This is a genomic window from Flagellimonas aurea (assembly GCF_017313785.1).
GTDB lineage: Bacteria > Bacteroidota > Bacteroidia > Flavobacteriales > Flavobacteriaceae > Flagellimonas > Flagellimonas aurea.
The window spans coordinates 410269-435290 of sequence record NZ_JAFLNL010000003.1; the positions used below are offsets into that span (position 1 = coordinate 410269).

Annotated in this window: 23 protein-coding genes and 1 pseudogene; 4 read left to right on the top strand and 20 right to left on the bottom strand. The window is 39.6% G+C overall.

Annotated features, from left to right (window positions below):
• Positions 1-9 precede the first annotated feature (9 nt).
• The 18 genes from J0656_RS07790 to J0656_RS07875 all read right to left on the bottom strand — a co-directional run bounded on the left by J0656_RS07790 (position 10) and on the right by J0656_RS07875 (position 19934).
• Positions 10-1148 (bottom strand): IS3 family transposase gene (locus J0656_RS07790; RefSeq protein WP_237688876.1). Its coding sequence is split into 2 segments (ribosomal slippage): positions 10-887 and positions 887-1148, totalling 1140 coding nucleotides; the frame shifts between segments, so codons are not numbered across the junction.
• 161 nt (positions 1149-1309) lie between these two features.
• Positions 1310-2056 (bottom strand): carboxypeptidase-like regulatory domain-containing protein, encoded by a 747-nt coding sequence (locus J0656_RS07795; RefSeq protein ID WP_207032704.1) that lies wholly within the window; start codon positions 2054-2056, stop codon positions 1310-1312.
• 77 nt (positions 2057-2133) lie between these two features.
• Positions 2134-3321, bottom strand: a complete 1188-nt coding sequence (locus J0656_RS07800) for a zinc metalloprotease (protein WP_207032705.1) — start codon at positions 3319-3321, stop codon at positions 2134-2136.
• The gene (locus tag J0656_RS07805) at positions 3311-5266 is read right to left on the bottom strand and encodes a hypothetical protein (RefSeq protein ID WP_207032706.1); all 1956 of its coding nucleotides are present in this window, start codon (positions 5264-5266) and stop codon (positions 3311-3313) included. Before J0656_RS07805 ends, J0656_RS07800 begins: the two co-directional genes overlap by 11 nt.
• Positions 5267-5297: 31 nt before the next feature.
• A complete protein-coding gene (locus J0656_RS07810) occupies positions 5298-6470 on the bottom strand; it encodes a carboxypeptidase-like regulatory domain-containing protein (RefSeq protein ID WP_207032707.1) in 1173 nt (390 codons plus the stop codon).
• 172 nt (positions 6471-6642) lie between these two features.
• Complete coding sequence (locus J0656_RS07815; protein ID WP_158657163.1) at positions 6643-6786, bottom strand: hypothetical protein; 144 nt, start codon at positions 6784-6786, stop codon at positions 6643-6645.
• A gap of 351 nt (positions 6787-7137) precedes the next feature.
• Positions 7138-7578 (bottom strand): DsrE family protein, encoded by a 441-nt coding sequence (locus J0656_RS07820; protein WP_207032708.1) that lies wholly within the window; start codon positions 7576-7578, stop codon positions 7138-7140.
• Between the two features lie 35 nt (positions 7579-7613).
• Positions 7614-9386, bottom strand: coding sequence for a hypothetical protein (locus J0656_RS07825; RefSeq protein WP_207032709.1), 1773 nt, complete (start codon positions 9384-9386; stop codon positions 7614-7616).
• 12 nt (positions 9387-9398) lie between these two features.
• Positions 9399-10757: a DUF4249 domain-containing protein gene (locus J0656_RS07830; protein WP_207032710.1), complete on the bottom strand. Its 1359-nt coding sequence runs from the start codon at positions 10755-10757 to the stop codon at positions 9399-9401.
• Entirely contained in the window at positions 10754-12040 is a 1287-nt protein-coding gene (locus tag J0656_RS07835) for a DUF4249 domain-containing protein (RefSeq protein ID WP_237688877.1), read from the bottom strand. The genes J0656_RS07830 and J0656_RS07835 overlap by 4 nt, the downstream gene beginning before the upstream one ends.
• A gap of 50 nt (positions 12041-12090) precedes the next feature.
• Positions 12091-14826 carry a TonB-dependent receptor gene (locus J0656_RS07840; RefSeq protein WP_237688878.1) on the bottom strand — a complete coding sequence of 912 codons (2736 nt, stop codon included), beginning with the start codon at positions 14824-14826 and terminating at the stop codon, positions 12091-12093.
• Between the two features lie 325 nt (positions 14827-15151).
• Positions 15152-15754, bottom strand: coding sequence for a hypothetical protein (locus tag J0656_RS07845; protein ID WP_207032713.1), 603 nt, complete (start codon positions 15752-15754; stop codon positions 15152-15154).
• 150 nt (positions 15755-15904) lie between these two features.
• Positions 15905-16180, bottom strand: coding sequence for an ATP-dependent Clp protease adaptor ClpS (locus J0656_RS07850; RefSeq protein WP_207032714.1), 276 nt, complete (start codon positions 16178-16180; stop codon positions 15905-15907).
• Positions 16181-16204: 24 nt separating this feature from the next.
• Positions 16205-17032 (bottom strand): 50S ribosomal protein L11 methyltransferase, encoded by an 828-nt coding sequence (prmA, locus tag J0656_RS07855; protein WP_207032715.1) that lies wholly within the window; start codon positions 17030-17032, stop codon positions 16205-16207.
• Between the two features lie 11 nt (positions 17033-17043).
• Positions 17044-17793, bottom strand: coding sequence for a triose-phosphate isomerase (gene tpiA, locus J0656_RS07860; RefSeq protein WP_207032716.1), 750 nt, complete (start codon positions 17791-17793; stop codon positions 17044-17046).
• A 65-nt stretch (positions 17794-17858) separates the two neighbouring features.
• Positions 17859-18263, bottom strand: coding sequence for a four helix bundle protein (locus tag J0656_RS07865; RefSeq protein ID WP_207032717.1), 405 nt, complete (start codon positions 18261-18263; stop codon positions 17859-17861).
• 37 nt (positions 18264-18300) lie between these two features.
• Positions 18301-19395 carry a BT_3928 family protein gene (locus J0656_RS07870; protein ID WP_207032718.1) on the bottom strand — a complete coding sequence of 365 codons (1095 nt, stop codon included), beginning with the start codon at positions 19393-19395 and terminating at the stop codon, positions 18301-18303.
• A complete protein-coding gene (locus J0656_RS07875; protein ID WP_207032719.1) occupies positions 19392-19934 on the bottom strand; it encodes a DUF1599 domain-containing protein in 543 nt (180 codons plus the stop codon). The genes J0656_RS07870 and J0656_RS07875 overlap by 4 nt, the downstream gene beginning before the upstream one ends.
• 95 nt (positions 19935-20029) lie before the next feature.
• On the opposite strand from J0656_RS07875, the gene folP reads away from it, so the two are divergent.
• From folP to J0656_RS20135, 4 genes and pseudogenes are all read left to right on the top strand, one after another.
• Complete coding sequence (gene folP / locus J0656_RS07880) at positions 20030-20863, top strand: dihydropteroate synthase (RefSeq protein ID WP_207032721.1); 834 nt, start codon at positions 20030-20032, stop codon at positions 20861-20863.
• Between the two features lie 44 nt (positions 20864-20907).
• Positions 20908-21696: a diadenylate cyclase CdaA gene (gene cdaA / locus J0656_RS07885; RefSeq protein ID WP_207032723.1), complete on the top strand. Its 789-nt coding sequence runs from the start codon at positions 20908-20910 to the stop codon at positions 21694-21696.
• A pseudogene (locus J0656_RS20445) lies at positions 21693-21947 on the top strand (DUF3667 domain-containing protein); the annotation flags it as partial. The gene cdaA and the pseudogene J0656_RS20445, both read left to right, overlap by 4 nt.
• Positions 21948-21977: 30 nt before the next feature.
• On the top strand, positions 21978-22475 hold the full coding sequence (locus tag J0656_RS20135; protein ID WP_225605897.1) for a hypothetical protein: 498 nt from the start codon (positions 21978-21980) through the stop codon (positions 22473-22475).
• 2 nt (positions 22476-22477) lie between these two features.
• Here the strand turns inward: J0656_RS20135 and J0656_RS07895 are convergent, their stop codons facing one another.
• On the bottom strand, positions 22478-24250 hold the full coding sequence (locus tag J0656_RS07895; RefSeq protein ID WP_207032726.1) for an ABC transporter ATP-binding protein: 1773 nt from the start codon (positions 24248-24250) through the stop codon (positions 22478-22480).
• Positions 24234-24989, bottom strand: coding sequence for a tRNA pseudouridine(38-40) synthase TruA (gene truA, locus J0656_RS07900; RefSeq protein ID WP_207032727.1), 756 nt, complete (start codon positions 24987-24989; stop codon positions 24234-24236). The genes J0656_RS07895 and truA overlap by 17 nt, the downstream gene beginning before the upstream one ends.
• Positions 24990-25022 lie beyond the last annotated feature (33 nt).

Consider the following 25022-nt stretch of genomic DNA (forward strand, 5'->3'; position numbering starts at 1 on the left):
TTACCCCTTTTAGGACATCGCTAAATTCATAAAATTATCATTAATGTTGTCTGTTTCGGGGAAGAATTCTTCCCCGAAACGGTTCTTGTATTCCCTGGGCGGCATATCCCCGATGGATGAATGGGGATGCCTTGTATTGTAATCCTCCATCCATTTTTGGGTCAGTGTCCTTACTTGGTGCAGGTCGTTGAACCAATAGGCATCGAGCACATCCTCCCTGTAAAACCTGTTCAGTCGTTCCATATATCCGTTCTGCATGGGCTTGCCGGGCTGGATGAACTGCAGCTCCACCCGTCTGCTCTTGCACCATTGCGATAGTGCCTTGGATATGAACTCAGGGCCGTTGTCGCAGCGTATGGTCTTTGGCAGGCCTATTTCTTCCCCCAATTGTGATAAGGTCTCCACCACCCTTATAGCTGGATAGTTAAGCCCCACGTCCATGGCCAGGGCCTCCCGGTTGCAGTCGTCCATCACATTGAACACCCTTATCTTCCTCCCATCTGACAGTACATCGGCCATAAAGTCCATGCTCCAGACCTCGTTGAGCTCCATCGGGGCCTCCAATGGGTTCTTGGTCCTTGCGGGAAGCCTCTTCTTGTGCTTCCTCCTGAGTTTTAGGTTCATGGACCTGTAGACCCTCAGCACCCGTTTTCTGTTCCAGTTGTGGCCTTCGCGACGCAAACGCTTGTAATATACCTCGAATCCCCTTGTCGGCAGCTCTTCGGCCAGCTTGGAAAGGGCGTCGATCACCTCGGTGTCGTCCCTTCTGCTATGGTAGTACCACATTGACCGCGCAAGGTCCAGCACCCCGCAGGAACGCGATATGCATACCGAATACGTCTCCTGGAGATATTTGGCGCGCTGCTTCTTGTCGGAAGGCCCTAGAACTTTTTTGACAGTACGTCCTTGAGCATACGGATGTCCAAACTGGCATCGGCGTACATCTGCATGAGCCTGCGGTTCTCCTCCTCAAGCTCCTTCAAGCGCTTCATATGGGCAACTTCCATGCCCCCGTACTTCTTGCGCCAATAGTAGAAAGTGCTCTTGTCGATCCCCAACTCCCGGGATATCTCCCCGACGCTCCGACCTTGTTCGTTCTCTTTCAGTGCCTTGATGATCTGGCTCTCGGTAAACTTGCTTTTTTTCATGTGACAGTTAAAATTTAAAGTTAGAAAATTCTAATTTTAAGCTGTCCTATTTTTAGGGAAGGCTACAATGTCCCGATAAACCGTTTTAGGGAAGGCTACATTTTTAGGGAAGGCTACACTAGAATCAGGCTAAAGATTCGAAGTGTGCGAAAGCATCCGAATCAAAAAGGTTGGCGTCGGTTTTCTGATATAAATATTTTGCTTTTCTTCTTAATAAGCTCTAATATTCCCAAGTGGTCTTCGGCTTCTATGAGATCAACAAAATTGGAATCAGCGAGACAATAAACGAAAAATTGTTCTTTTTTTGAAAAGGGGATTTTTAATTCCTGCAATCGAAGGGAATCGTTGAACAAATACTCAAACTCCTCTAATTTAATAGTTTGTTCATTTTGTTCTACCAATTTTTTTAGCTTTTTGGTTCTCCCCGATGCTCTATTTAGAATTTTATGCAGATTGATGCTAATTCCCAATCCAAAGTAGTGTCCATACAAATTAACAAACTTTCCATTATCAGCTTCAAACAGTTTTCGTTCATATTGGGAAAGGACCCTCACATCGGCATTGGGAAGCCCCAAAGAAGAAGCATCAACATTTTTTGATAACCTTAATGCTGAAATGTCCTTGTCCAAGATTCCAGTCAGATTATATGGTCTTACAACCACTTCTTCCAATTCGTTGATAAGCTCCTCTAAATCTATCCTCAAATGGTTGGAGGATAAAATATCCTCTGTTACAACCAGATATTTATGCTTTAGTTGAACAGATGAAAATAATAGTGTATCCTTTGATATGACACCTATAGAAAAACGTCCATACGAATCGGTTATGGTCCCTCTCTTGCTAGTAAGGTTTAGAATGTGTACGCCTTCAACCTCAGTGTTAAGGCTTTTGACCGTGCCATTTAACATAAGTCGAGTCTCTTGACCAAATCCGAAAGAGATTGTGAAGAGTAAAGCAAAAAAAATTATATGTTTACTATAGGTTTTCATTTTTTTTGTCGCTCCTTTATATATGAAAATAGAAAACTGAATACAGTAACATAAAAAATGATGGGTAATATAAACCTATACAAATCCGAGAATTTTGGTCTTGAGCGTCCTGAAAATACCTCTGATAAATAAGTAAAAACATTTTCCGGGAATTTTATTATACCATTCGAATCATAAAGCAATATTCCGCCTAGTACAATTAATATAAATATTTGACTCGTCAGTGCATAAAATACCAAAAAAAAATCTTTGCCTCTCAAGTGACGAATAGATGTTTCATTTTGAAAAACCTTTTTTAAAATTTTATTTGATGCCATTCTTAGGTTTGGAACCCCAATCATATCCGATAATACCCAATATCCATCATAACGAAGGAAAGGGTTCAAATTAGCCAGCAATGACAATGATATGGCCGAGCTGTATACTAAATAATTGTTTGTCCGAGTTATAAAAAAAAATAAAACCAATATGGAGGCAATCAGTAATTCGATATAGATTCCAGATAGATTCACGATGATTCTTTTATTCGGTTTTAATTTCCATATATCTGAAACATCGGCAAACATCACTGGTGAAAGTAGGTAAAAACCGAATCCAATATCCCCAAATTTAGCACCAAATCGATGACAGGCGGCAGCATGTCCCATTTCATGGAAAAACAACACTGTACCTGCAAATAAAATATATAATGCCCATTGACCAAAGTTGAGATTTTCAAGACCTATTTTGATGGAGTTAAAATGAGCGATTAATGTTCCAAAAACGACCAAAGAAAAAATAGCCAGTAAAAAGTAAAATAATTTATCTGAGAACAATGGGGACATAAGCCTCACTATTGGCAATATGGTCTTATTCTTTAGCAATGTGAAACTTAGCTTTAAATAAGAGGGCTTTCCTATTTTCTTAATTTCAACATTTGCTGATTCTATAATCCCGTAAGTGGCCAAGGTACCAAATAATAAATTGTCAAGCAGATTGGCAGACACACCTTTGTGTATACCATAAAGTTCATTTATCTTTTGAAGATTCCGTTTACCGTCCACTAATTTAATTATATCCAAAGTATCCTTATTGACATTTATGCGATGTCCATATTCAGTTTGTTTTATGATAAACTCGTTCTTATCAAAAGGAAGGATTTCAATGTTTGGTGATAAAACAGGTATTTTGCTTTTAACGTCCATTTAGGCTCGACTTATAGTTTTCCAATGCAACAAAAGAGACAACAGAAGTGAACACCCCATTAAAGTCTTGCAAGACAATGTTTGTTCCTTTATTATCCTTTTTCCATCCATAGATTTGTTTTTCAGGATCTAATATATCCGGTGAGGGTATTCTCATAGAATAGTTTCCCCTCCATGAGCCATTTTCTAATTGGGCATTTAACAAAATTTCCGACAAAAGTTTATCAGGCAGATTATCATAATTAAAAATATGCTTGGACTTGATTCTGCTCAAAAGGCACAAGGCAACATAAAATATATTATGAGCCCCATCCTTGACAGGATTGGATTTTTTATTTAATTCATTGCAACAAAGGTTGAATATTTTTTTATTCATATTGATACAACATGCTAACACCAAGAAAGAAATTGCATAATCCCTGCTTGTCCACCAGTATGGTACTTCATCTAAATCTTCGATTTTATCAATTAGAAATGACTCCAATTTTCGTTTTTTATCATTATTAATGCCTAGCTGACAAAAAACTAAATATGCAACAGCGCTAACACAGAAATGTGAATTTAACCAACCTTCAACGTTATTAACTTCCTTGGTGTTTAGTGAAGCCAATAGCTCTTTTTCATTTCTATAGGTACAAAAACCTCCATCTTCATTTTGAAAACTGAACCATTCTTCAAGTTCGTCTTCACAGAAATCAGTTCCCAGACTATGTAAGGCAAGTATTGTGAAGGACGTAGAGTCTGCGTCTGGTATCCAGTTTGAATTATATCCCCATAAATTCTTTTCTTCATAGCGATTGGAAAGTAAAAACTCCTTTGATTTACTCAAATCAAAATGGGACTTGTACCAGTGAGATAAAAAATAGCATACAAAGGAAGTAGTCCAAACATTACTGTTCCCTGCATCATTAAAATAATCTGTCCAACTACCATCTTCTTCTTGAATTTCAAATAAATAATGTAAGACTTCGGAATTTTCTATTTTGCCCGAACCATTACTCGATCTATCAATATGTTGTGATTTCAAGTATTTATTAAATCTTATATATCCATTTATATTCAGGTTGTTTATTGTAATTGTATTTTGCATCCGCTGCAATTCATCCTTCCATCTGGGCGCTTTATAATCTCTCACAAATTCAAAGGCCTTTATAATATGTTCATAAGCCTTTAAGTATAGTTCTTCGGCCACACCTTCCAGATAAAGAAGCTTTTTTTGATCACCTAAACTATATGATTCAATGTCATCGACTCTCTTTTCTAAGTGGTTTTTTGAAATATTGAACTGCTGATTAATATAGTCTTCCTCATAATCTGAAACATCATCCAATATTTGAAAAGCAACATAAAAATCCTTGTGCGATTTAAGAACGTTTTGGTATTCATTTCGATAATGTTTCCCTGTAAGTACAAATAGAGCGTCTATCGCTATTTTTCCAAAAGAAGACTTGTAATCGCATAAAACCTCATATTCCGCAAACGAAGATATATTGTGGCTTTGCTTGTCCAATTTATAAGCCTTAACATATTCAAATTTTCTTTTGCCCCATATCTCCCAAAATTCAGAATCAGTTTCAAAGAAAGTCGATAATATCTTGACAGTTTCCTCTTGGCAGATATTAATTGTTAGAAAGACGTTGAAATTCGATGTTTCTTTTTTGTTGTCAAAAATATCGTCCATCAAAATAATGGACCGATAGTAAAGAAATCCAGCGATTGACAACATATCCAACACCTCTTTATCAGAAAAATCGAAAGCTGAATTGAAAAGATATGGGTAATATAAATAGTAATCAGGGTTGTTCCGGATAAACTTTTGGTAGCAAATATTATCGATTACTTCCTTGGGATAGCCAAGCCCATTCAAGTATATCTGTACATTTTCAATCGCTTCTTTGAAAAGATTGTCATCTCTGTAATCAAAAAAATATTTTGTACTTATCAACCAATCACTGTTTATATAATTTTCTTAAAAATCAATTACGTAAATCCCTTATGTCCTTTAATATCTTTCTTTCCTCTTCACTGAAGAACATTGTATTGTTCTCATTCCAGCCTTCCAACTTTGGTATTGCAATAACTTGTTTGTTAAATCCTTCTTCAACATCGTAGTTAGTAGACAACTTTTTTGGTGATATGTGTTCTACACGCGTCAATATATATTTGGCGTTTGAACTGTACCTGTAGCTTTCTTGGCCTAAAATGCCGTTCCTAACGTTGTCCACTTCAACAAAAGAAAGGAAATATTTATCATGGACTTTACGATATTTTATCGTTGCTTTTGCCTCTATTAATATAAATACAGGCTTTTTTGATTTTTTCCCCTCAAGGGATGATGCCACAATCGCTTTAATTTTTTCTGGATCTTTTTGCGTTTCTATCTGAACAATTGCCATGGTTTCTCTTTCAATATAAATTTTACCCATATTGTTGTTATAGATATTGTCGTTTGATGGTGAGAACCCGATAATGAGAATAGGGTTTTCCCTAGATTCGATTTCTCCAACATATTTGAAAGTATAGTCTGAAAGATTGTCAATATCGAACATTCTGCTTTTTGAACGTACCATATCGGCGTTCCGAACAATCGTGGCTATGCCCCCAACGGCATCTAAATTTAGCTTTGTGTGGTTTTCTGTTCGACGACCCTGAATGATTTCTGCTTGATAGCCTTGGGGATTATTGTCTCCTTCATTATAAGTCATAAAAGAAACTTCGGTTAACATAGCGCCTTTTCCATCTTCCTGTACACTTTCACGATAAAAGCCATAAAGATTAAATGGATTCGATATTATATTCTGTGGGATGCTTTTAATAGCTTTTATTATAATATCCTTTGCGGTTTCTCCCCTAACAAAGACCTCCTCCAAACTGATAATATAAGGACTCAACCAAATTGTATCCTTTTTACTTAAGTTATTTTTTTTGATATTTTTTTTTCGATAAGCTAAATGAGAGAATTCTATATTATTGGATTCGACAAAATAATCAATTGAAAATTTTCCAACTTCGTTTGTGGTTGTTCCCTGACCTTTTTCATCAGTGATGTGGGCAAACTGTATTGGCTCCCTGGTCATCGAATCCAAAACTATTTGAGAATGTAGATGAATACTCCCAAGAAAAAAGACAATAAAGTATATCTTTTTCATAAATCAGGCATCTTTTGGTAAATATTAAGACTAATTCGTTTAGAACAATATACATCTATTTGAATTATTTAGCTGAATTGCAACGAATTAATAAAGAAATTATATAGGATATTAGGGCAAAAGAAATCCGGATTCATTTATCATGAATCCGGATGACAAAAGTTTGATAGGTTTAGAAAGTGTAACTAGCTCCAATATAGCCTCTACAATCACCACTTGTACAAGCATAATTACTCTCGTTTTTCCACTTTGCCATCTCTAATCTTTGCTCTAGTTCTTCGACTTTGAAGTTTTTTAAATCTTCACTTTTGTTCATAATTATAGTTTTAGGTTAATGCAATAAAATGCCTTTCTATTTGTAGTATTAAACTTATGAATATTTTTTTAAATTGACACTATCCGGGTTCAGATTATTCAAAATTTTTCTTAAAATGAAATCCACTACAATTATTACAATACTGTTTTGTAGCCTTCCTTAAAAATGTAGGATATCGTTAAATTCAGTGACCTCCTTTGTATTTCTAATATTAAATGATTTAGCGATAATAGTTTCGATATCCTCCTTCAAAAAGTTTGAACTCTGTCCCGTTGAGGTCACGAACAAAAAAAAAACGCCAGAGCAAAGCTTGGCGTTTTTTTTTGTTATCCATATTTTTCACTACAACAATTAGTACGTTAGGACATTATAGCCCTTCGCTTGTAATTGAAGTACCCGCACAGTCCATGTGGCAACAGGTTCCATGCCCGAAATTAACTGGTCTTCAGAAACCCCCAATTTTTTCATGGCCACACTGCATACACTCACTCGAACTTTTCCCTTATACTCTTCATACAAGTCTTCCAACTCAGAACCTTTCACCAAGTTCTTCACGAACTTTCCCTTTGCAACAATTTCATAATCAGTGATTTCTACACCGCTTGCCAAGAGTTTATCATACAAATTTAACACCCCCCTAAAATGCCGCTCTTCACTGACACCAAAAGCAAATTGCTTTGTTTTTTGTAGGTCGGATACAATTTCTGCATCAAACTTTTCCTGTGCAACAAGCATAGGACCGGAAAATACGGTCAGGATTGTTAAAATAATGGTGTAAAGAAATGGTTTCATGTTATACTGTTTTGAGTTGCTCTTTAAAAATACATTTATTGACTACCATCTTCTATCAAAATCGTCCTGTAAACAGAAATTGGTTTCCCATAGGTAGTAAATCCATCCAAGACAACTTCAAACTCGCCCGTTAAGTCCGAAGTATAGAACTCAAATTGTAAATCTTCGTCGGCAATCTCAATATGTGGTTCCCATAATAGGATTCTACGGTAATCCGGAACCCGCTTTCCTTTTAAGTCTTCCGCATTGTATCGCTGTTTAAAATAGTTCTTTTGAGGAGAGGCTTTTTTTATAGAAACATTTATACCATGTTCGGGTGCATAATCTTCAAAATAGTTTCCATCTTTGGTTTTTACGGACATCATTCCTTGATAATCCTTTCCTGCCATTCTAAATTGATCGCGTACCAGACTGATGGATTCAATTTGCTTTGCATCAAAATTCTTCACCTTTTCATGGTCCGGAATATAGACACCATCAATCAACAGAATGGCAGGAAAATCATTGGCCCGTTCATTGTATGTTTCAAAATCTTGGGCTATCCGAATATAATCGCTGCCATCAGGATTATTTCTGTACCCCGCATAATTGAGTACTTCAACAAGTGTTTCCTGAAAAGTGGGAAAACGCGTAAAATCGTCCAAATTTATAGTCTGTGACATCCCACCGTCGAAAGGATCGATAGGAGTTCCCAATAATACGGAATCGGGCTTTACAAAAAAGAATTGATTCTCCAACTGATTATGAATGCTTCGTTTTTTAATGAACCCGGAATATCCGGGCTGTAATAAAAAATTTTTAAAATCCAACCCGGAAGCGTCAAGTTTTGGTACTTCACCTAAAATAACGTTTACATCTTGCTTATTTTCGGCTACTTGCATTATGGCCCTGCCCTGCTTATAATCTTTCCGCAAATAGGTATAAAAACTCCCGCCACCGTCAGTTATGGCAAATTTGAGCAAAAACTCTTCCCCTGGAACGGAAACCACCATTTTTGTACCTACGGAAGGTTGACCTTCTGCATCGGTTACTTTACCGAACAAAAGTTCGCCCCGTTGTTCGGGCAACAAAATACTATCGCCTACGGCTTTATCTAATTCTCCCTTGACCCCAAAATAAGTATTGGCATATGTAATGGCGTTTTCGGGTGGCTTCACTTGCATTTCGTCCTTCTTTTGAATTTTTAACGTGTAATTCCCATACCCCAACTGTGACTTGTAGTTTTTTAAACTGACGGTTACCCTTTCTCTGGTCCCGATATCGATTTTGGCCAATTTTATTTGTATAACGCTGGAATCTACAGGTTGACCTACTGTTTCGGTTACCATTTTTTCTTCTTCCCAATTATCCGATAGGAGTTGGGATTGATTTATCTGATAAGGATTGATAATGACCAAATCATCCTTGAACACCTGCTCCATGCCGTTGTTTTTCATCCATTGGGTATACCCCAGCAGTTTGTAATTTCCTGAAGGCACATCGGTATTGATAAAAAAGTCTCCTTGAGACCTACCCTTTTGCAATCGAATTTTTTGTTCCAACACATACTCCCCTAGGTGATTGACCAAGGCCACATATCCAACAAAGCTCACATTACTGGCACGGTTATTCTGTGCATTGAAACAATAAAAGGCGTAATACAGATATTCGCCCGTGAATACAATTGGCCCAGTGTGGTGCACATAGACCTTTTCCTGAGGCAAGCTTTTCAGGTCTTGTAATTCTTCCTCGCTACTTATTACATATTGGGCCCGCCCTTGTAGGGTCACAGCTACTAGAATCAGAAAAGCTATCCAATGTTTTTTCATAAGTTTTGTTTTTTAATCTATCCAGAAATCGGGTTTTACATTTGAGCCAACTACATTACAATCTCCACAGATTGTAGGAACAACAAAATAAGGACCTTCACATTCATCCGGTAGAGTAGCGTTATCTTGGTAATATTCCACCAATCCAAGTTTAATACTACCAATTAGAGGTCTGGCACAATCTGCCGGAGGAGGTAGAGAGGGGCCATCTCTTTCTGGATTACCAAGAATCGGAGCGATTGGATTTTCACAATTGACGGTCCCAAAATATGGAGGAAGGGGTTCTCCCGGGAACAAATCCTCGAAATTGAAATATAGGCGTTCGCTAACCTCGGTGCTCACATCAAAAAATCCGATTACAGGAACACTACCGTCAACACTGGACATATTACCCTCCAAGCTACCTGGCTGTACTTGGCTAAAAAGCGACTCACTTTGGGAAAATGCAACCAGTTTTTCGTAAAAATCAAAAGCTTCTCTCGAAACTCCTCTTTGTTTTACCAAAATACTGTAACGATGGGATATAATTGGATTATCGATTCCTATGAACCGAACCATGGTACGTTCTGCCCTATTTCCGTTGAGTCTGTTGCCATTTAACAAAACTTCTCCATTAGAAAAATCGGTTCGGTAACAAACCTGCTCCTCTCTTTCTCTGGGCACCAATTGAACATCAGGATACAAAACCTCAATATCTCCATTGCTAAATTCTATAATCTCTTGGTTTTCCCTTATGATCTCAAATTCGTAAGGTGTCCAATAGGGAGCTATAATATTGTAGGTTTCTTCGTAAGCATAACGAAACAACTTACTTCCGTCAGATTCAAAAGAGGTGTCCACAAAAATACCAACACCGTCAAGACCAGCATCACTAACCATACGCTCCGCATAAACATTATCTATGGTAGAGGTTTCCGGCAGCTGCATGGGGGCCGAGGAATATTCTTCACCATTGGAAGTGGAGACAAACAATTGATAGGAAGCATTTGGAACGGCTCTAAATGACGTAACGGATTCATAAGTACCTTCCTCAGTTTCTTCAAATCGGTAAACCGTTCCATTGTTCACACGAATTTCAACCTCCGCTCCTCTTTCAAAATCAGGTTGAAGTCCACGTTCTATTACAAAAGGAGCATTGGTATTGAACAACCTTTCTTCTTCCACATTAACAGTGCTATCACTTTCCACTCGCTGCATTCGACTTAGGAAAATTCTCTGAGCCGTTTCCACATCTGTGATATTGGCTTCCACCACCAAGGCTCCCACCATGCTGGTATCGGAAAGTATTTCCGAAGTTGCCTCAAAAGGCTCCACACAGCCAACTATCGATAAAGCAATCACCCAGCCATATGTGTATTTCCTAAAACTCATTCTTCCACCCAAAAATCTGGTTCTACATTACTTCCCAAAAGTGTACAGTCCCCACATATTCTTGGCACAAAGATATACGGACCAGGACAGGACGCATTGGGCACCAACCCTTCGTAATAATCTTCATAATAGCAGATCAACCCCAAATTCACTTGCTCTATAACAGACTGTGGGCATCCATCTGACCCTGCGTCAGGGCTACAATAAGATCCATGAGATTCTGGAGATGTATACAATCCACAGTTGAATCCAAAAGCATATTGCGGCAGATCTTCTTCTGGAAAAAAATCATCAAAATTAAAAAATAGCCGCCAATCCGAAACTCCCAGGGCCTCCACATAGCCCAAAACATTCTCACTGGTTCCATCCTTTCTATGTACATTGGCATAGATAGCCCCTGGCTGTATTTGGGAAAATACATTATCCGACTGGGAAAACGAATTCAGGGTTTCATAGAAAGAATACGCATCAGCTGATTGTACCTGTTGTTGCACCAAAATGCTATATCTATGGGAAATGACAAAATTATCCTTTCCTATAAAACGGACCAATTTTCCTGAAATATTGCTCTCTGGCAGACCTGCTGTACTTAATTGGTCTATTGTCGTTGAGGAAATTGTATTGTAGCACACCTTATTTTGTATCTCCCTGGGCACAATTTCCAACGTATAAGTTGGCACTGGTAAAGCGCAGGGGTCATAATTTGTTAACCTAAAATCATCTTTTTGCCAATACGGTGCCACTATTTTATAGGTTTCTTCGTAAACATATTTATAAAACTGTGTATTGCCTTGCTGTGGTTCGCTATCTGCATAAATGGCAATCCCTTCCTCTCCGTTGTCACTTATGGCTCTTTCTGCATACACATTGGTTAATTGAGACTTTCCCGGTACGATCAATGGGTCCGATTCATATTCCACACCACTGCTGGTCTCTATTTCCAAGATATAGGAAACCCCCATTTCCAAGGCAAATTGTTGGTTGGAAAGGTAAATACCCTCATCGTCTTCGGTAAAGCTGAATTCAGCACCATTATCCCCAATAACCCTTACTGTTGCGCCACCCTCCATATCCACCGAATCCAACGGCCGGCTTCCCAAGGGGATGTAGGGATTATAAATTGTGTCCGTCTCAAGGTCCAAATGAAGACTGCTACGACTCAAATACACTTTTTGCGTGATCACCTCGTCAGTTAACCCAGCTTCCACGACCAAGGAAGGGGTTTGTCCCTCTTCTCCTAGTGTCTCAATCTCGAGCTCATCCAAACATGCACATAAAACCATAAATGGCAGTAGGCACAAAACAATTCGATATCTAAACTTATAAGACCTCATCAAAACTTGAAATTATAGGTTATAGAAGGGATCGGGACTCCGAAAATGGAGCTTTGCAATGCTTTTACTTCGCCCTCTTCTGTTACAAAAAACACAGAGTATGGATTGTTTCTTCCAAGTACGTTGTACACTTGGATGGTGATAAAACTATGGGCCAACTTGTTCTTTTTGTGATTACCCTCTATATTGATTCCCAGATCTAAACGGTAATAATCGGGTATCCTAAATTTGTTGCGATCGCTAAAAGTGACATAATCCGCATTGTTGAACCTAAAAGTTCCCACGGGATATGTAATGGGCCTACCAGTTTGGTATGCAAAGTTCATGGACACGCTATAACGTCTTGTAAACTTGTAATTGGCAATAACGCTCAGGTCATGGGGCTTATCAAAATTTGACGGAAAAAACTCCCCATTATTAATGCGTTCCTCACTAGTATCCCCATCAAATCTATATTTAGATCTGGAGTAGGTGTAACTGACCCATCCGTTTAAGTCGCCCCTGTTTTTCTTTAAAAGAAATTCAACACCGTATGCCTTACCTTCCCCTTGAAGCACTTCGGTCTCCACATTTTCATTGAGCAATAGGTCGGCTCCGGTTTTAAAATCGAGAACATCATCCATCCTTTTATAATATCCCTCCAAACTCAATTCGTACATGTTTCCGTTAAAATTTTTAAAAAGCCCAAAGGTGGCCTGATATCCCTTTTGAGGTTTAATGTTCAAGTCCGATAGTTTCCAAGTATCGATGGGTGAAACGGTGGTATTGTTAGAGAGTGTGTGAATAAATTGATAGGAGTTGTTAAAGCTGGCTTTTATAGAGAAGTCCGGGGCAAATAAATATCTGGCCGACACCCTTGCCTCCGGCCCTCCATAGGTTTTTATGAATTCACCACTGCCATAAGCAATGGTATCTTGAACAGTGGTCTCGCTCCGAGGAGCATCCTCCTGATAGGTGTTTTGTGTTGCCTCTCCCATGGCCACATAAAAAGCGTACCTCGCCCCCACATTGAACAGCAACCTGTCGGACACCTTAAACTCATCACCAATAAAGAGCGCCCCTTCCAAGGCCTGCTCTTGATCGATGGAAATGGGCTCTACGTTGGAATCGGAATCCTTAGGCTCAACATTTCCGGGTTCCACTGCGTAATATTTTGCAGAAAGCCCGTAATCGAATGTATGCGCATCGCTCAAACGGGTATTCAACCTATATCGGAGTTCCGATTCATTGATACTATAGTCCAATTCGAAATTGCTATTGCCCTCGTCATCATAATCAATACCAAAATTGTAATTGCTATTGCTTGCCGTAAGGACTCCCGTGGTTTTTTCGCTAAGCTTGTGCGCCCAGCGAATCGAACCTAATCGGTTACTGTAATTGTATAGCGAATCTGAAGTTATACTGAAATTATCCTTACTGTAGTATGCGGTTCCTCGTATCTCACTATTTTCATTGAATTTATGGTGGTACTTTACAATTCCATCAAAGAATGATGCCTCACTATTGTTCAAGGATTCCTCGTCCAACGATTGAAGTATCCAATCAGCATAGGCTCCCCTTCCACCAATCATTAATGAAGATATTTCTTTTTTTAGTGGGATTTCCAAAGCCAAATTACCTGTTACCGGTCCAATGGATCCCTCCCCTGATATCTTTTCTGTATCCCCATTCTTGGTCTCGATATCCAATACCGATGAAAGTCGCCCTCCAAACTCTACCGGTGGTGCGCCTTTATAAATATTTACCTTTTCTGTGGTAAACGGATTCAATGCTTGAAATATGCCGAAGAAATGAGTAGGATTATAGATTACGGCATCATCCAGCAAAACCAAGTTTTGGTCCGTTTTCCCCCCTCTCACATTCAATCCGGTTGCACCTTCACCTGCCGATGAAATTCCAGGAAGTGCTTTGGCCACCTCCAAAATATTGCGTTCTCCCAAAATCAGTGGAATATCCTTTGACTCTTCTGAGCTTATCTCCTCACTACCGGATATAGCGTCCTCTACATTGCTCCCGGCATCTGCCTCCACTACTACCTCTTGCAATTGCTCTAGACTTTCCTGCAATTGAAGGTTCAAGGTTCCATCGTTGTACATGATCACCTCTCGTTCCGAATCCATAATTCCCATAGCACTGGCGACTATCACATTATAACCTGCAGGCAAAACAAGTTCATACTCTCCTTGCTCGTTAGTCACTTCAACACCATTGCCCCCCCTTACTCTTAAGGCCAAATCAGGTATGGGCGCTCCTGTTTGAGCATTTATCACTCGGCCCGATAATCTATATGTAGACCTTAAATTTTGCTCATCCGTTCGTCCAATTCGGACCACTGGAAGGTCTTGTGAGGTTTGCGACACTTCATCATTGTAGAATATAGGAGGGGGAAGGTTTCCTTGGGCAATCGCCCCTAGTTTTTCCGCAATTGAATCATTTTGCTTATAAAAACTAGGTGGAAGTCCATCATAAACTACTGTATTCTGTAATAGAAATACTCGATTCTCCTCCTCCAGAACGTAAAAGTTCAATGATGTATCGGATAAAATAGCATTAAGGATTTCGGTAATCGAAGCATCCATAAAGTTTTCTGTCACCTCTATATTTTCAATCCAATCCTCGAGGTAGAAAAAAGAATAACCGGATTTGTCTTCCAATTCCCGAAAGAACTGAGAAGAAGTTTTAGAATCACCCGAAATGGTAATGGATGAATTTTGAGAGAACGTCAATTGTACCATCAGAAAGATGGCAACTAGACTTCCCTTCTTGCGAAAAGAATAAAATCTAAGAAAAAATGTCAATGGTTTGTTGAATTAGCTTAAATAAATTTAACAAAAAATTAGCAACAAATTGAAAATTCTTACCTGCTATCCAATATTCACCATAAAAATTATTGTTTTTGAAAATCTAGAGCAATCAAATTGACAGTTAGCTAAAATTTTTGAACGAAATTCAAATACCAGACAAATGAAACACGTTAAATCATTGAAGACCAATCCTAATTAGCAACAATACGTTACATCAAAAAAAACTGACTTGCAAACCAACAACTGTTATTAAGGGCTATTCCTGTAAAGAATCCAGCACGTGTTGCGCCTCTCTTAAATCGACTTGAAGTTTTTGGTTCTCCAATATATACTGTTCACGCAATTGCTCCATTCTACGTTCAAATTCATCTGCGGGAACATACTCAGGTTTTAAAAGTGTTTCATTAAAAATACTGATGAGGGTGAACAAAAAACTGACTGCAACCGCCAAAATCAATCCCATAAGCATCAGTTTTTCACGTTTTAAGTCGGGTGTAGCTTTTTTGATTTGCTTTTTCTCCTCCTTTGTCAGTTTTGGCATTCCCGACAGTTGTCCAAGAAAGGTATCCCACTTTTCTTCCTCTTTTACATAAAGATTCATAAATCCGCCTTCCTCTAAAAAGTCCTCTGTGCTCGAAGTGGATGCCAACATAAACATATCCAATCCGTTACCTCCCATAACATCTAAAAGAGTGGAGTCATAAGCTAGGATTTCCCGTACCAGTTGCTGGACATATTCCAAACTGTAATTGGGCCTCAAAAATTCGTCGTACAGGGTATATATTTGAAAGTAGTCGCTCCGCTCGAGAGCATATTCCAAAAAACGGTCTTTCAATTCAGCCTTAAAGAATTCACTCATTTTTAAAAATGGGCGGTTTATGGTTGGTTTTGGTCGTTAGGCTAAATGTAAAGAAATGGGGAATCAGTAGAATTAGGTCAGGATAAAAAATTCATAAACTTTGCTGTTAGGTTTTGGTTTTCTCTAATAAAATGTGTGGGATATGCCAAACTAAACGATTTCCGCACTCAACCCGGCCTGAAGCAATTTACTGCATTTGGGTTCAAGAAAAGAATATTCACCTGTTTTTACTGTGCATTTCCCTTTGTAATGCACAATCAGTGAGCATTGTTCCGCCTGTTCGGGAGTGTGCTCACATACATTGATCAAGGTGGTAATAACGTGGTCAAAGGTATTCACATCGTCGTTAAAAAGAACTATTTCGTGCTCACTTGTTGTCTCTTCTTCCAAGAGGACATCTTCCAACTCTTTTTCTCTAGTACTCATTTTGTTAACGGAGTTTATGTCTATCTAATTTACATATTTTGCCGCAACCCAATTGTTCTTCTCCAGATTTTTTTCAAATTCCAAACCATATGCGCCACATTTTGAGGAAATTGCATCCAAATCCTCTAAATAGAAGCCACTTAAAAATAAGGAACCGTTCTTTTTGAGGCAGATAGCGTAGACCGATATATCTTCCAGTAGAATATTTCGGTTGATATTGGCCAATATCACATCATATTTTTTGCCCTCTAGCAAACTACTGTCTCCTTGAAAGGCTTTGATATCGGAACAACTGTTTCGCTCTACATTTTCTTGGGTATTTAAAAAGCACCATTCATCAATATCTATAGCCTCGGTATCTCCCGCGCCACGCTTTTTGGCCAAAATGGCCAGCACACCTGTTCCGCATCCCATATCCAGGACTGATTTTCCATCGAAATCGTTGTCCAGAATATGTTGCAACATCATATGTGTGGTTTCGTGGTGCCCCGTACCAAAACTCATTTTCGGTTCTATAATGATATCGTATTCCACATTGGCAGCCTCATGAAATGGAGCTCGAACCATACACCTATCTCCTACTATTATGGGATGAAAATTCTTTTCCCACTCTGCATTCCAATTCTGCTGTTCGATTTCCTTATGGGACCAACTTATTTCAAAATTTGGATTTTGGAACACAAATAGTTCTTCCAAGGTATCTTCTTTCCATTCTGATTTGAGAATGTAAGCCAATAGTCCTGTTTCATTTTCCACAAAACTCTCAAACCCCAATTCCCCCAACTCCGCAATCAAAATATCGGTTGCGGGTTGGAGCGGGCTTATTTTAAAGTCGTATTCGAGATAGACCAATGGATTTGCTTTTAAATGGCCTTGATGATATCCGAGAAATCTTCAGCTTTCAATGAAGCTCCTCCGATCAAACCACCATCTACATCTGGTTTTGAAAATATTTCGGCAGCGTTGGCAGGTTTTACACTTCCACCGTATAAAATGGACACATCTTCGGCAATGGAAGAGTTAAATCCTTCCGCAATGGTTTTTCTGATGAACGCGTGCATTTCCTGTGCTTGTTCCGGACTGGCGGTTTCTCCTGTACCAATGGCCCACACAGGCTCGTAGGCAAGTACTATCTTGCTCCAAGCGCTGGCATCAAGGTCAAACAGGGCGTTTTTCAACTGGCTTTCCACTACGGCAAAGTGATTGTCGGATTTTCTATCCTCCAATTCCTCACCAAAGCAGAAAATTACTTTTAGACCCTTCTCGATGGCAGTTTTCACCTTTTTGGCCAATAACTCATCGTCTTCACCAAAGTAGGCACGTCTTTCTGAGTGACCCAAAATGACAACATCTACATCTAAACTAAGTAACATATCAGCGGAAATCTCCCCTGTATAGGCCCCACTTTCTGCAAAGTGCATATTTTGAGCGGCCACTTGTATTTTGGAATCTTGCAATGCTTGTTTTGCGGCTTGAAGGTTTACAAATGTAGGCGCAACTATCACATCGGCATCGGTATCTGGTAGTTTGGCGGAAAGCTCGGCCAACAATTCCTCCGTTTCCTGAAGGTTCTTGTTCATTTTCCAGTTTCCTGCCACAATCTTTGTTCTCATGTTCTCTGTTATTATGTTATACTGTTTGGTGTTTGGTGTTTGGTGTTTGGTGTTTGGTGTAAAAATTATTCTTTTTCCCTATTGTTGAATTTTTGTCCTCTTATTTTAGTGTTTCGAAGGTAATACATAAACGCCCCAATTTTGTTGTTACAGTGTTCTGTCATCTCCAGAGCTTTCATGTAATCCTCATCAGAGATTAGCTTCTTGTCGAAAGAACGATAAAATTGAGATTTCAACTCTGTACACGAACCTTTTGAAAAACTCAAAAAATTATGGAACTCTTTATTCCCACCTCTTCCAAAGCCTTCTGCTATATTATCCATAATTGAACCTGAACTTCGCTCCATTTGGTTACGCAACGCATAATTGTTCCCCAACTCAGTTGTTTGAAAAAGGTGCTCTACTAGTTGACACAGTTCCCTGGAAATTTTCCAGACTTCCAAATCTTCGAACCTATCTATCCTACCCATCTTACATCAAAACATTTAAACTGAAAAACAACAAACATTAAAACTCCAGTTCCTCAAAATCGTTGTAATGGACCTTTTGCTGAATAGTCCCCTTACTGAGCACTAAAATAGCTGGATTGGAACGTACAATAGTCTTCAAAGTTGTTTCATCTGTAAAATAGAATTCAAAATCCAATCCGTAGGTTGCAATAATCTTCTCGGCCATATCGCTGCTCGAAGCTGACATACCTATAACTTTGTAACCATTTTGTTTTGCCTTTGCCGTTACCTCGGCAACTTCCTCAAAGGCCTCAAGGTTGCTTTTTGCCATATCATAGGCAATCACCATTACCAATTTATCCTCTTCTAGCAGTTCAGATGCGTAGTTCTGCCCTTCCTGCTCAATGGTGAAATCGTGTATTGGCGGTTCATACCCTGCTTGTATCTGAGTAGTTTCCACGTCAATGAACTCTCCATCTACCGTGGGATAGTCACCTTCGGTCACATAAATTTTTTCTTCTCCATCTACCTTAAAACGCCATGCATATTCGTAAATCGGTTGGGGAGCATCTTCGGGAACGGACATTCCTTCTTGAATGTTTGCACCAATTTTATAGGGCCTAAAATCCACCGATGGCAAATGGGCCAATACATGATTTGCAAACAGGGCACAAGCCAGCAACGACACTCCCCCAACTATCCAATTGACTTTGGGACTGAACAATGGTGTAATATATTTTCTGCCAAAAAACAGAATCAAAATAAATACCAATAGAATCACGTCTTTAGTAAAGGATTCCCACGGGGTTAGTTTGATGGCGTCTCCAAAACATCCGCAATCGGTCACTTTATTGAAATATGCGGAATAAAACGTCAAGAAAGTGAAGAACACGATCATGAGCAGTAGGCTCCAAACCGTGAATTTGGGTTTAAATCCAATCAATAGTAAAATGCCCAAAATCACCTCAACAATAACCACAAAAATAGAAATGGCCAATGCCAAAGGCGTCAAAAAAGGAAGGTCCAATACCCCTGGACTGAAATACTCTTCCAGTTTGAAGGAAAACCCCATGGGGTCGTTCAACTTTATCAGCCCGCTGATAATGAACAGCACTCCTACTATAATTCTTGATATCCAGACCAAATATTTCATTCTTCTTCGTTTAAATGAATCAATGCAAAAACTGCATAATTAACCATATCCTGATAGTTGGCATCCACGCCTTCGCTGACCAAGGTGGCTCCTTGATTGTTCTCAATCTGTTTTACACGCAGCAACTTTTGCAAGATCAAATCGGTAAGGGAGCTTACTCGCATATCGCGCCAAGCCTCCCCATAATCATGGTTTTTATCTTCCATGAGCTTCTTGGTAATGGCAACTTGCTCATCATAAAGTGCTATGGCCTCCTCGGCGGTCAAATCTGGCTGCTCTACCACTCCCTTTTTAATCTGAATGAGTGCCATAATGGAATAGTTAATGATTCCGATAAACTCGGAACGCTCGTCTTCGTCCACCTTGCGCACATCGTTCTGTTGAAGACCACGAATACGTTGTGCCTTAATAAAAATCTGGTCTGTCAATGAGGGCAACCTAAGGATTCGCCAAGCGGTACCATAATCCTTGGCCTTTTTTGAAAACAATTCGCGACAGGTTTGTATCACCGCATCGTATTGTTGGGAAGTCTGCTGCATGTATTGTTGCTAATTTGCGTAAATTTCGTCCAACTTATCTGTGCCCATGAGCACTTTGCCAAAGATAATGAAACCCGACAAAGCAGATATTTTTTATGACCATAAACTGTAAAGGTGAGCTTGTAGACCTAAAAACGCCCAAAGTCATGGGCATTCTCAACCTTACTCCAGATTCCTTTTTTGATGGTGGCAAGTACAAAGACGAAGCATCCATCCTTAATCAAGTGGAATATATGCTCAACCATGGTGCAACTTTTATAGATATGGGCGCCTACAGTTCCAGACCCGGTGCCGAACATGTTCCGGAAGACGAGGAGCTGAAACGGATGATTCCTGTTATCGATCTTATCCTAAATAAATTTCCCGATATTTTGATTTCGGTGGACACCTTTCGGAGCAAGGTAGCAGCTGAAAGTATAGAACACGGTGCGGCCATGATCAACGATATATCAGCTGGAAATCTGGATGAAGCAATGTTCGATACAGTCGCCAACCATCAAGTTCCGTACATTATGATGCACATGAAGGGCACTCCGCAATCCATGCAAAAGGAAGCAACCTACGAAAACCTGATCAACGACCTCAGGTATTATTTTTCCGAAAAAATAAAAGAAACTACATCAAAAAAAATAAACGACATCATCATTGACCCAGGCTTTGGCTTTGCCAAAACAACGAGGCAAAACTACACACTACTGAACCATTTGGACATGTTCCAGACCTTTGGTCTGCCCATTTTGATAGGTCTGAGTAGAAAATCCATGATCTATAAAGTGCTGGAATCATCACCGCAAGAAGCGCTAAACGGAACCACGGCGCTGCATACCGTGGCACTTTTAAAAGGTGCCAATATTATTAGGGCCCACGATGTAAAAGAAGCCGTGGAATGTGTTAAACTTGTAACGGCCTTAAAAGAGAACGCCCTCTAATTTGATGTTCTCCTATTTTTGCTAATTTTACAAAAAAGCAGCGGTTGGATTTTTTAAATTTTATCGAGTTCAAGATTACGGATATCATCGACATAGTCCTCGTCGCCGCGCTCCTCTATTACATTTATAAATTGGTCAAAGGCACGGTGGCCATCAACATTTTTATCGGGATAGTAATCGTTTGGGCCCTGTGGAAACTTACCGAACTGCTCCAAATGAAAATGATCAGCAGCATGGTAGGTGGTTTCATGAATATTGGACTGATCGCGCTGATCATTGTATTCCAACAAGAGATTCGAAAGTTTCTGTTGATGGTCGGTTCCACTAATTTTGCCTCCAAAAGAATTTTTTTAAGACGCTTTAAGTTTTTAAAACAAGAAGCGGTCTCTACCACCACAGATGTTGATGCCATCATAAATGCCTGCGAACGCATGGCCTCATCCAAAACCGGTGCACTCATTGTTATAGAAAGGAACAACTCCTTGGATTTTGTAAAATCTACCGGAGATACGATGGACATAAAAATAACACAACCTATTTTAGAAAGTATCTTTTTCAAAAACAGTCCCCTGCACGATGGCGCCATTGTAATCCAAGAAAACTTCATTACCGCTACCAGAGTGATTTTGCCCGTTTCCAACGACCGTAATATCCCCCTTCGTTTTGGCCTACGCCACAGAGCCGCCGTGGGCATTACCGAAAAAACAGATGCACTCTGTCTTGTCGTCAGTGAGGAAACAGGTTCCATATCCTACATAAAAAATGGCGATTTTATTCCTTTTAAAAACAAGGAGGAATTGGCAAAACGAATTAAAAAGGACTTGGAGCAATGACGTGCAAGAATTGCGACACAAGACTACGAACGGATTTTCTTTATTGTCCAGCTTGTGGCGGAAAGGTAATTCGCAACAGAATTACAATTAAGAATCTCTGGACCGATGTTCTAGAGCGATACTTCAACTTGGACAATACGTTCGTAAATACGTTTGTTCATTTGTTCTCAAAACCGGAGGTGGTCATCGAGGGTTATTTGCAAGGACTTCGTAGAAAATACTTGAATCCCATCAGTTATTTAGGGATAGCCTTAACGCTTTCAGGAGTTCAAATTTTCCTTATGTCCAAATCCATCGATTTGCTTGATTTCGATTTCTATGACACAGAAGAACAAATAAAATTTCAACAAAAATTGATGGGTTTCATAATGGACTATCAATCTTTGGTATTTATTCTTTTCATTCCATTGATGGCCATTTCTGGGTGGCTGTGTTTTGATGAAAAGAAATATAATTTTGCAGAGCGCACCATTATTTTCATGTACACGTTATCACATTATAGCGTCGTAATCTTTATCCCATCAGTTTTGATTCTCTTATTTGCTCCAGAAAACTTTATGATATTTTCATTAATTGGCTCATTGATGATGCTTTTATATGCCTGCTTCGTAGTTATTCGCGTATCAAGTTCAAAAGGGTTGGCACTGGTTGGAAGGTTAATATTTTTCAATATGGGTTTTGTAATTCTTTATATGATGATTGCCACATTGATACCGCTTATCATGTTGTTAACCGGTATGTTAAACATTGAAGATTTTGTGCCTCCACCTCAAAATTAGAGTTAAGCCACTTCCTCTGCCAAAAACTGTGCCTGATAAAGGTCGTTGTAGTAGCCGCCTTTTTCCAACAGTTCCTTGTGGGTTCCGACCTCAATGATTTTACCGGCATCCATTACAATAATTTTATCCGCTTTTTTAATGGTTGCCAAACGGTGGGCTATAATAATGGAAGTCCTGCCTTCGGTAATCTTGTCGGTGGCTTCTTGTATCAGTATTTCGGAATAGGTATCCACGGATGATGTGGCCTCGTCCAAAATAAGAATACTCGGATTGCTCACATAGGCCCTCAAAAAGGCAATCAATTGACGCTGACCGCTGGACAACATGGTCCCACGCTCTTTTACGTTGTATTGGTACCCACCTGGAAGGCTCGAAATAAATTCGTGTACGCCAATTTGCTTGGCGGCCGCCTCAATCTGTTCCGTGGTGATATCTTTATCACGAAGTGAAATGTTATTCGCAATGGTATCTGCAAACAAGAATACATCTTGCAGCACAATAGCGATATGTGAACGGAGCGAACGCAGCGTATAATCCTCCAAACGTACATTGTCGACCAAAATTTCACCGGAGTTGATCTCGTAGAATCGATTGAGCAGATTAATGATTGTAGATTTTCCTGCACCTGTGGCACCGACAATGGCTACGGTTTCACCTGCCTTTACATCAAACGAAATTCCATGGAGTACTTCTTCATCCGGCACATAGCCAAAATGTACATCCTTGAATTCTATGTCGCCCTTAACGTCCTTTTTCTCAACTTTTCCATTATCATCAATATGGCTATCGGTATCCAAAATCTTGAATACACGGTTGGCAGCTACCATTCCCATTTGCAGGGTGTTGAACTTATCGGCGATTTGACGTAGTGGCCTAAACAGCAGATCCATCAAGAAAAAGAATGCCAAAATGGCCCCCTTGTTGTCCATCCCCACATTTTCTATATTCTGAATCACACCAAAATACACCACCAACCCAATACCAATGGAGTTGGATATTTCAGCGATAGGGAAGAATATGGAGTTGTACCAGACCGTTTTCAACCAAGCATTTTGATGCTTTTCGTTGATAACGCGGAACTTCTCCTTTTCAATCTCCTCACGGTTGAAGAGTTGAACGATTTTCATTCCAGCTATTCGCTCCTGTACAAATGAATTAAGATTGGATACCTGTGCCCTAACTTCCACAAAGGCCACCTTCATGGCTTGTTGGAAGAGTCGCGTGGCAATCAAAATAACAGGTAGAATAGCAAATACGATCAAGGCCAACTTCCAGTTAATGACCACCATAATAATGGCTGCGGACAGCATTTTAAGAGCATCGGCCACTATCATAAAGAACCCTTGGCTAAATATTTCGCCAATGCGTTGCATATCCGCTACGGCCCTGGTCACCAAAACCCCAATGGAAGAATTGTCGAAGTAGGTCATTTTAAAGCTGGTCATCTTTTCAAAAAGATTGATGCGGATATCCCTGATGACCGACTCTCCCAATAGGTTCGCATAATAATTGAACAATAATTGCGTAATTACCTGGCCGAGCAAAAAAGCAAGCATGAGCATAACATTGTTCAGCAATTGCTCAGAATCCTTGCTTTCCAGAGACTTGTTGATGATTTCCTTGACCAACAAGGGAATTCCGATAGCAAATGCCGCCGATAAAATGGCCACTATGGCCACCAGCCAAAAAATGCCTCGATAGGGCCTGGTCCGTGAAAAAACACGCTTGAACAATCGAAAATCAAACGCTTTTCCTACATCATCCTTTTTGCTCATCAAAAATTTCTTTTGGATATGAAACCTTGGTCAAATATAATCCTTTTGCCGGGACGGAGACACCTGCCTCTCCCCTATCTTTACTTGCTATAATCTTATGAATATCCTCAGGGGATATTTTACCCTGCCCCACATCCAGCAATGTACCTACCACGGCTCGGACCATGTTCCGTAAAAAACGGTCGGCGGTAATGGTAAAGACCCATTTTTCTTTATCTACTGTCCAAACTGCCTCGCGGACATCACATTTGAACGTTTTTACATCGGTATTGGATTTGGAAAAACATTCAAAATCAGTATAATTCAACATCAATTGCGCCGCCCTGTTCATCGATGGCAAGTTCAAAGGATGCTTTACCAAGTGGGCATAATCAAAAAGAAAGGGACTCTTTTCCTTGACGAGCCAATATTCGTAAGTGCGTTCAATAGCATCAAAACGGGCATGGGCTGTATCGATAACAGGAAATATGGCCTGTACGGCAATATCATCCGGTAAAAAGGCATTCAACCTGTACACCAATTCATCAATATCCGATATTGAATCAACATCCATATGGCAGAACATCTGCTTGGCATGCACTCCTGCATCGGTTCTTCCAGCACCTACCACCTCAACCTTTTCACGCAACAATGTGGACAGTGCTTTTTCCAAAACCTCTTGCACGGTAATGGCATTGGGCTGGTTCTGCCAACCATGATATGCCTTGCCGAAATAAGAAAATTGGACGAAATATCTCAATGGAATGGATTACTTTTAAGCCTGTAAAGATAA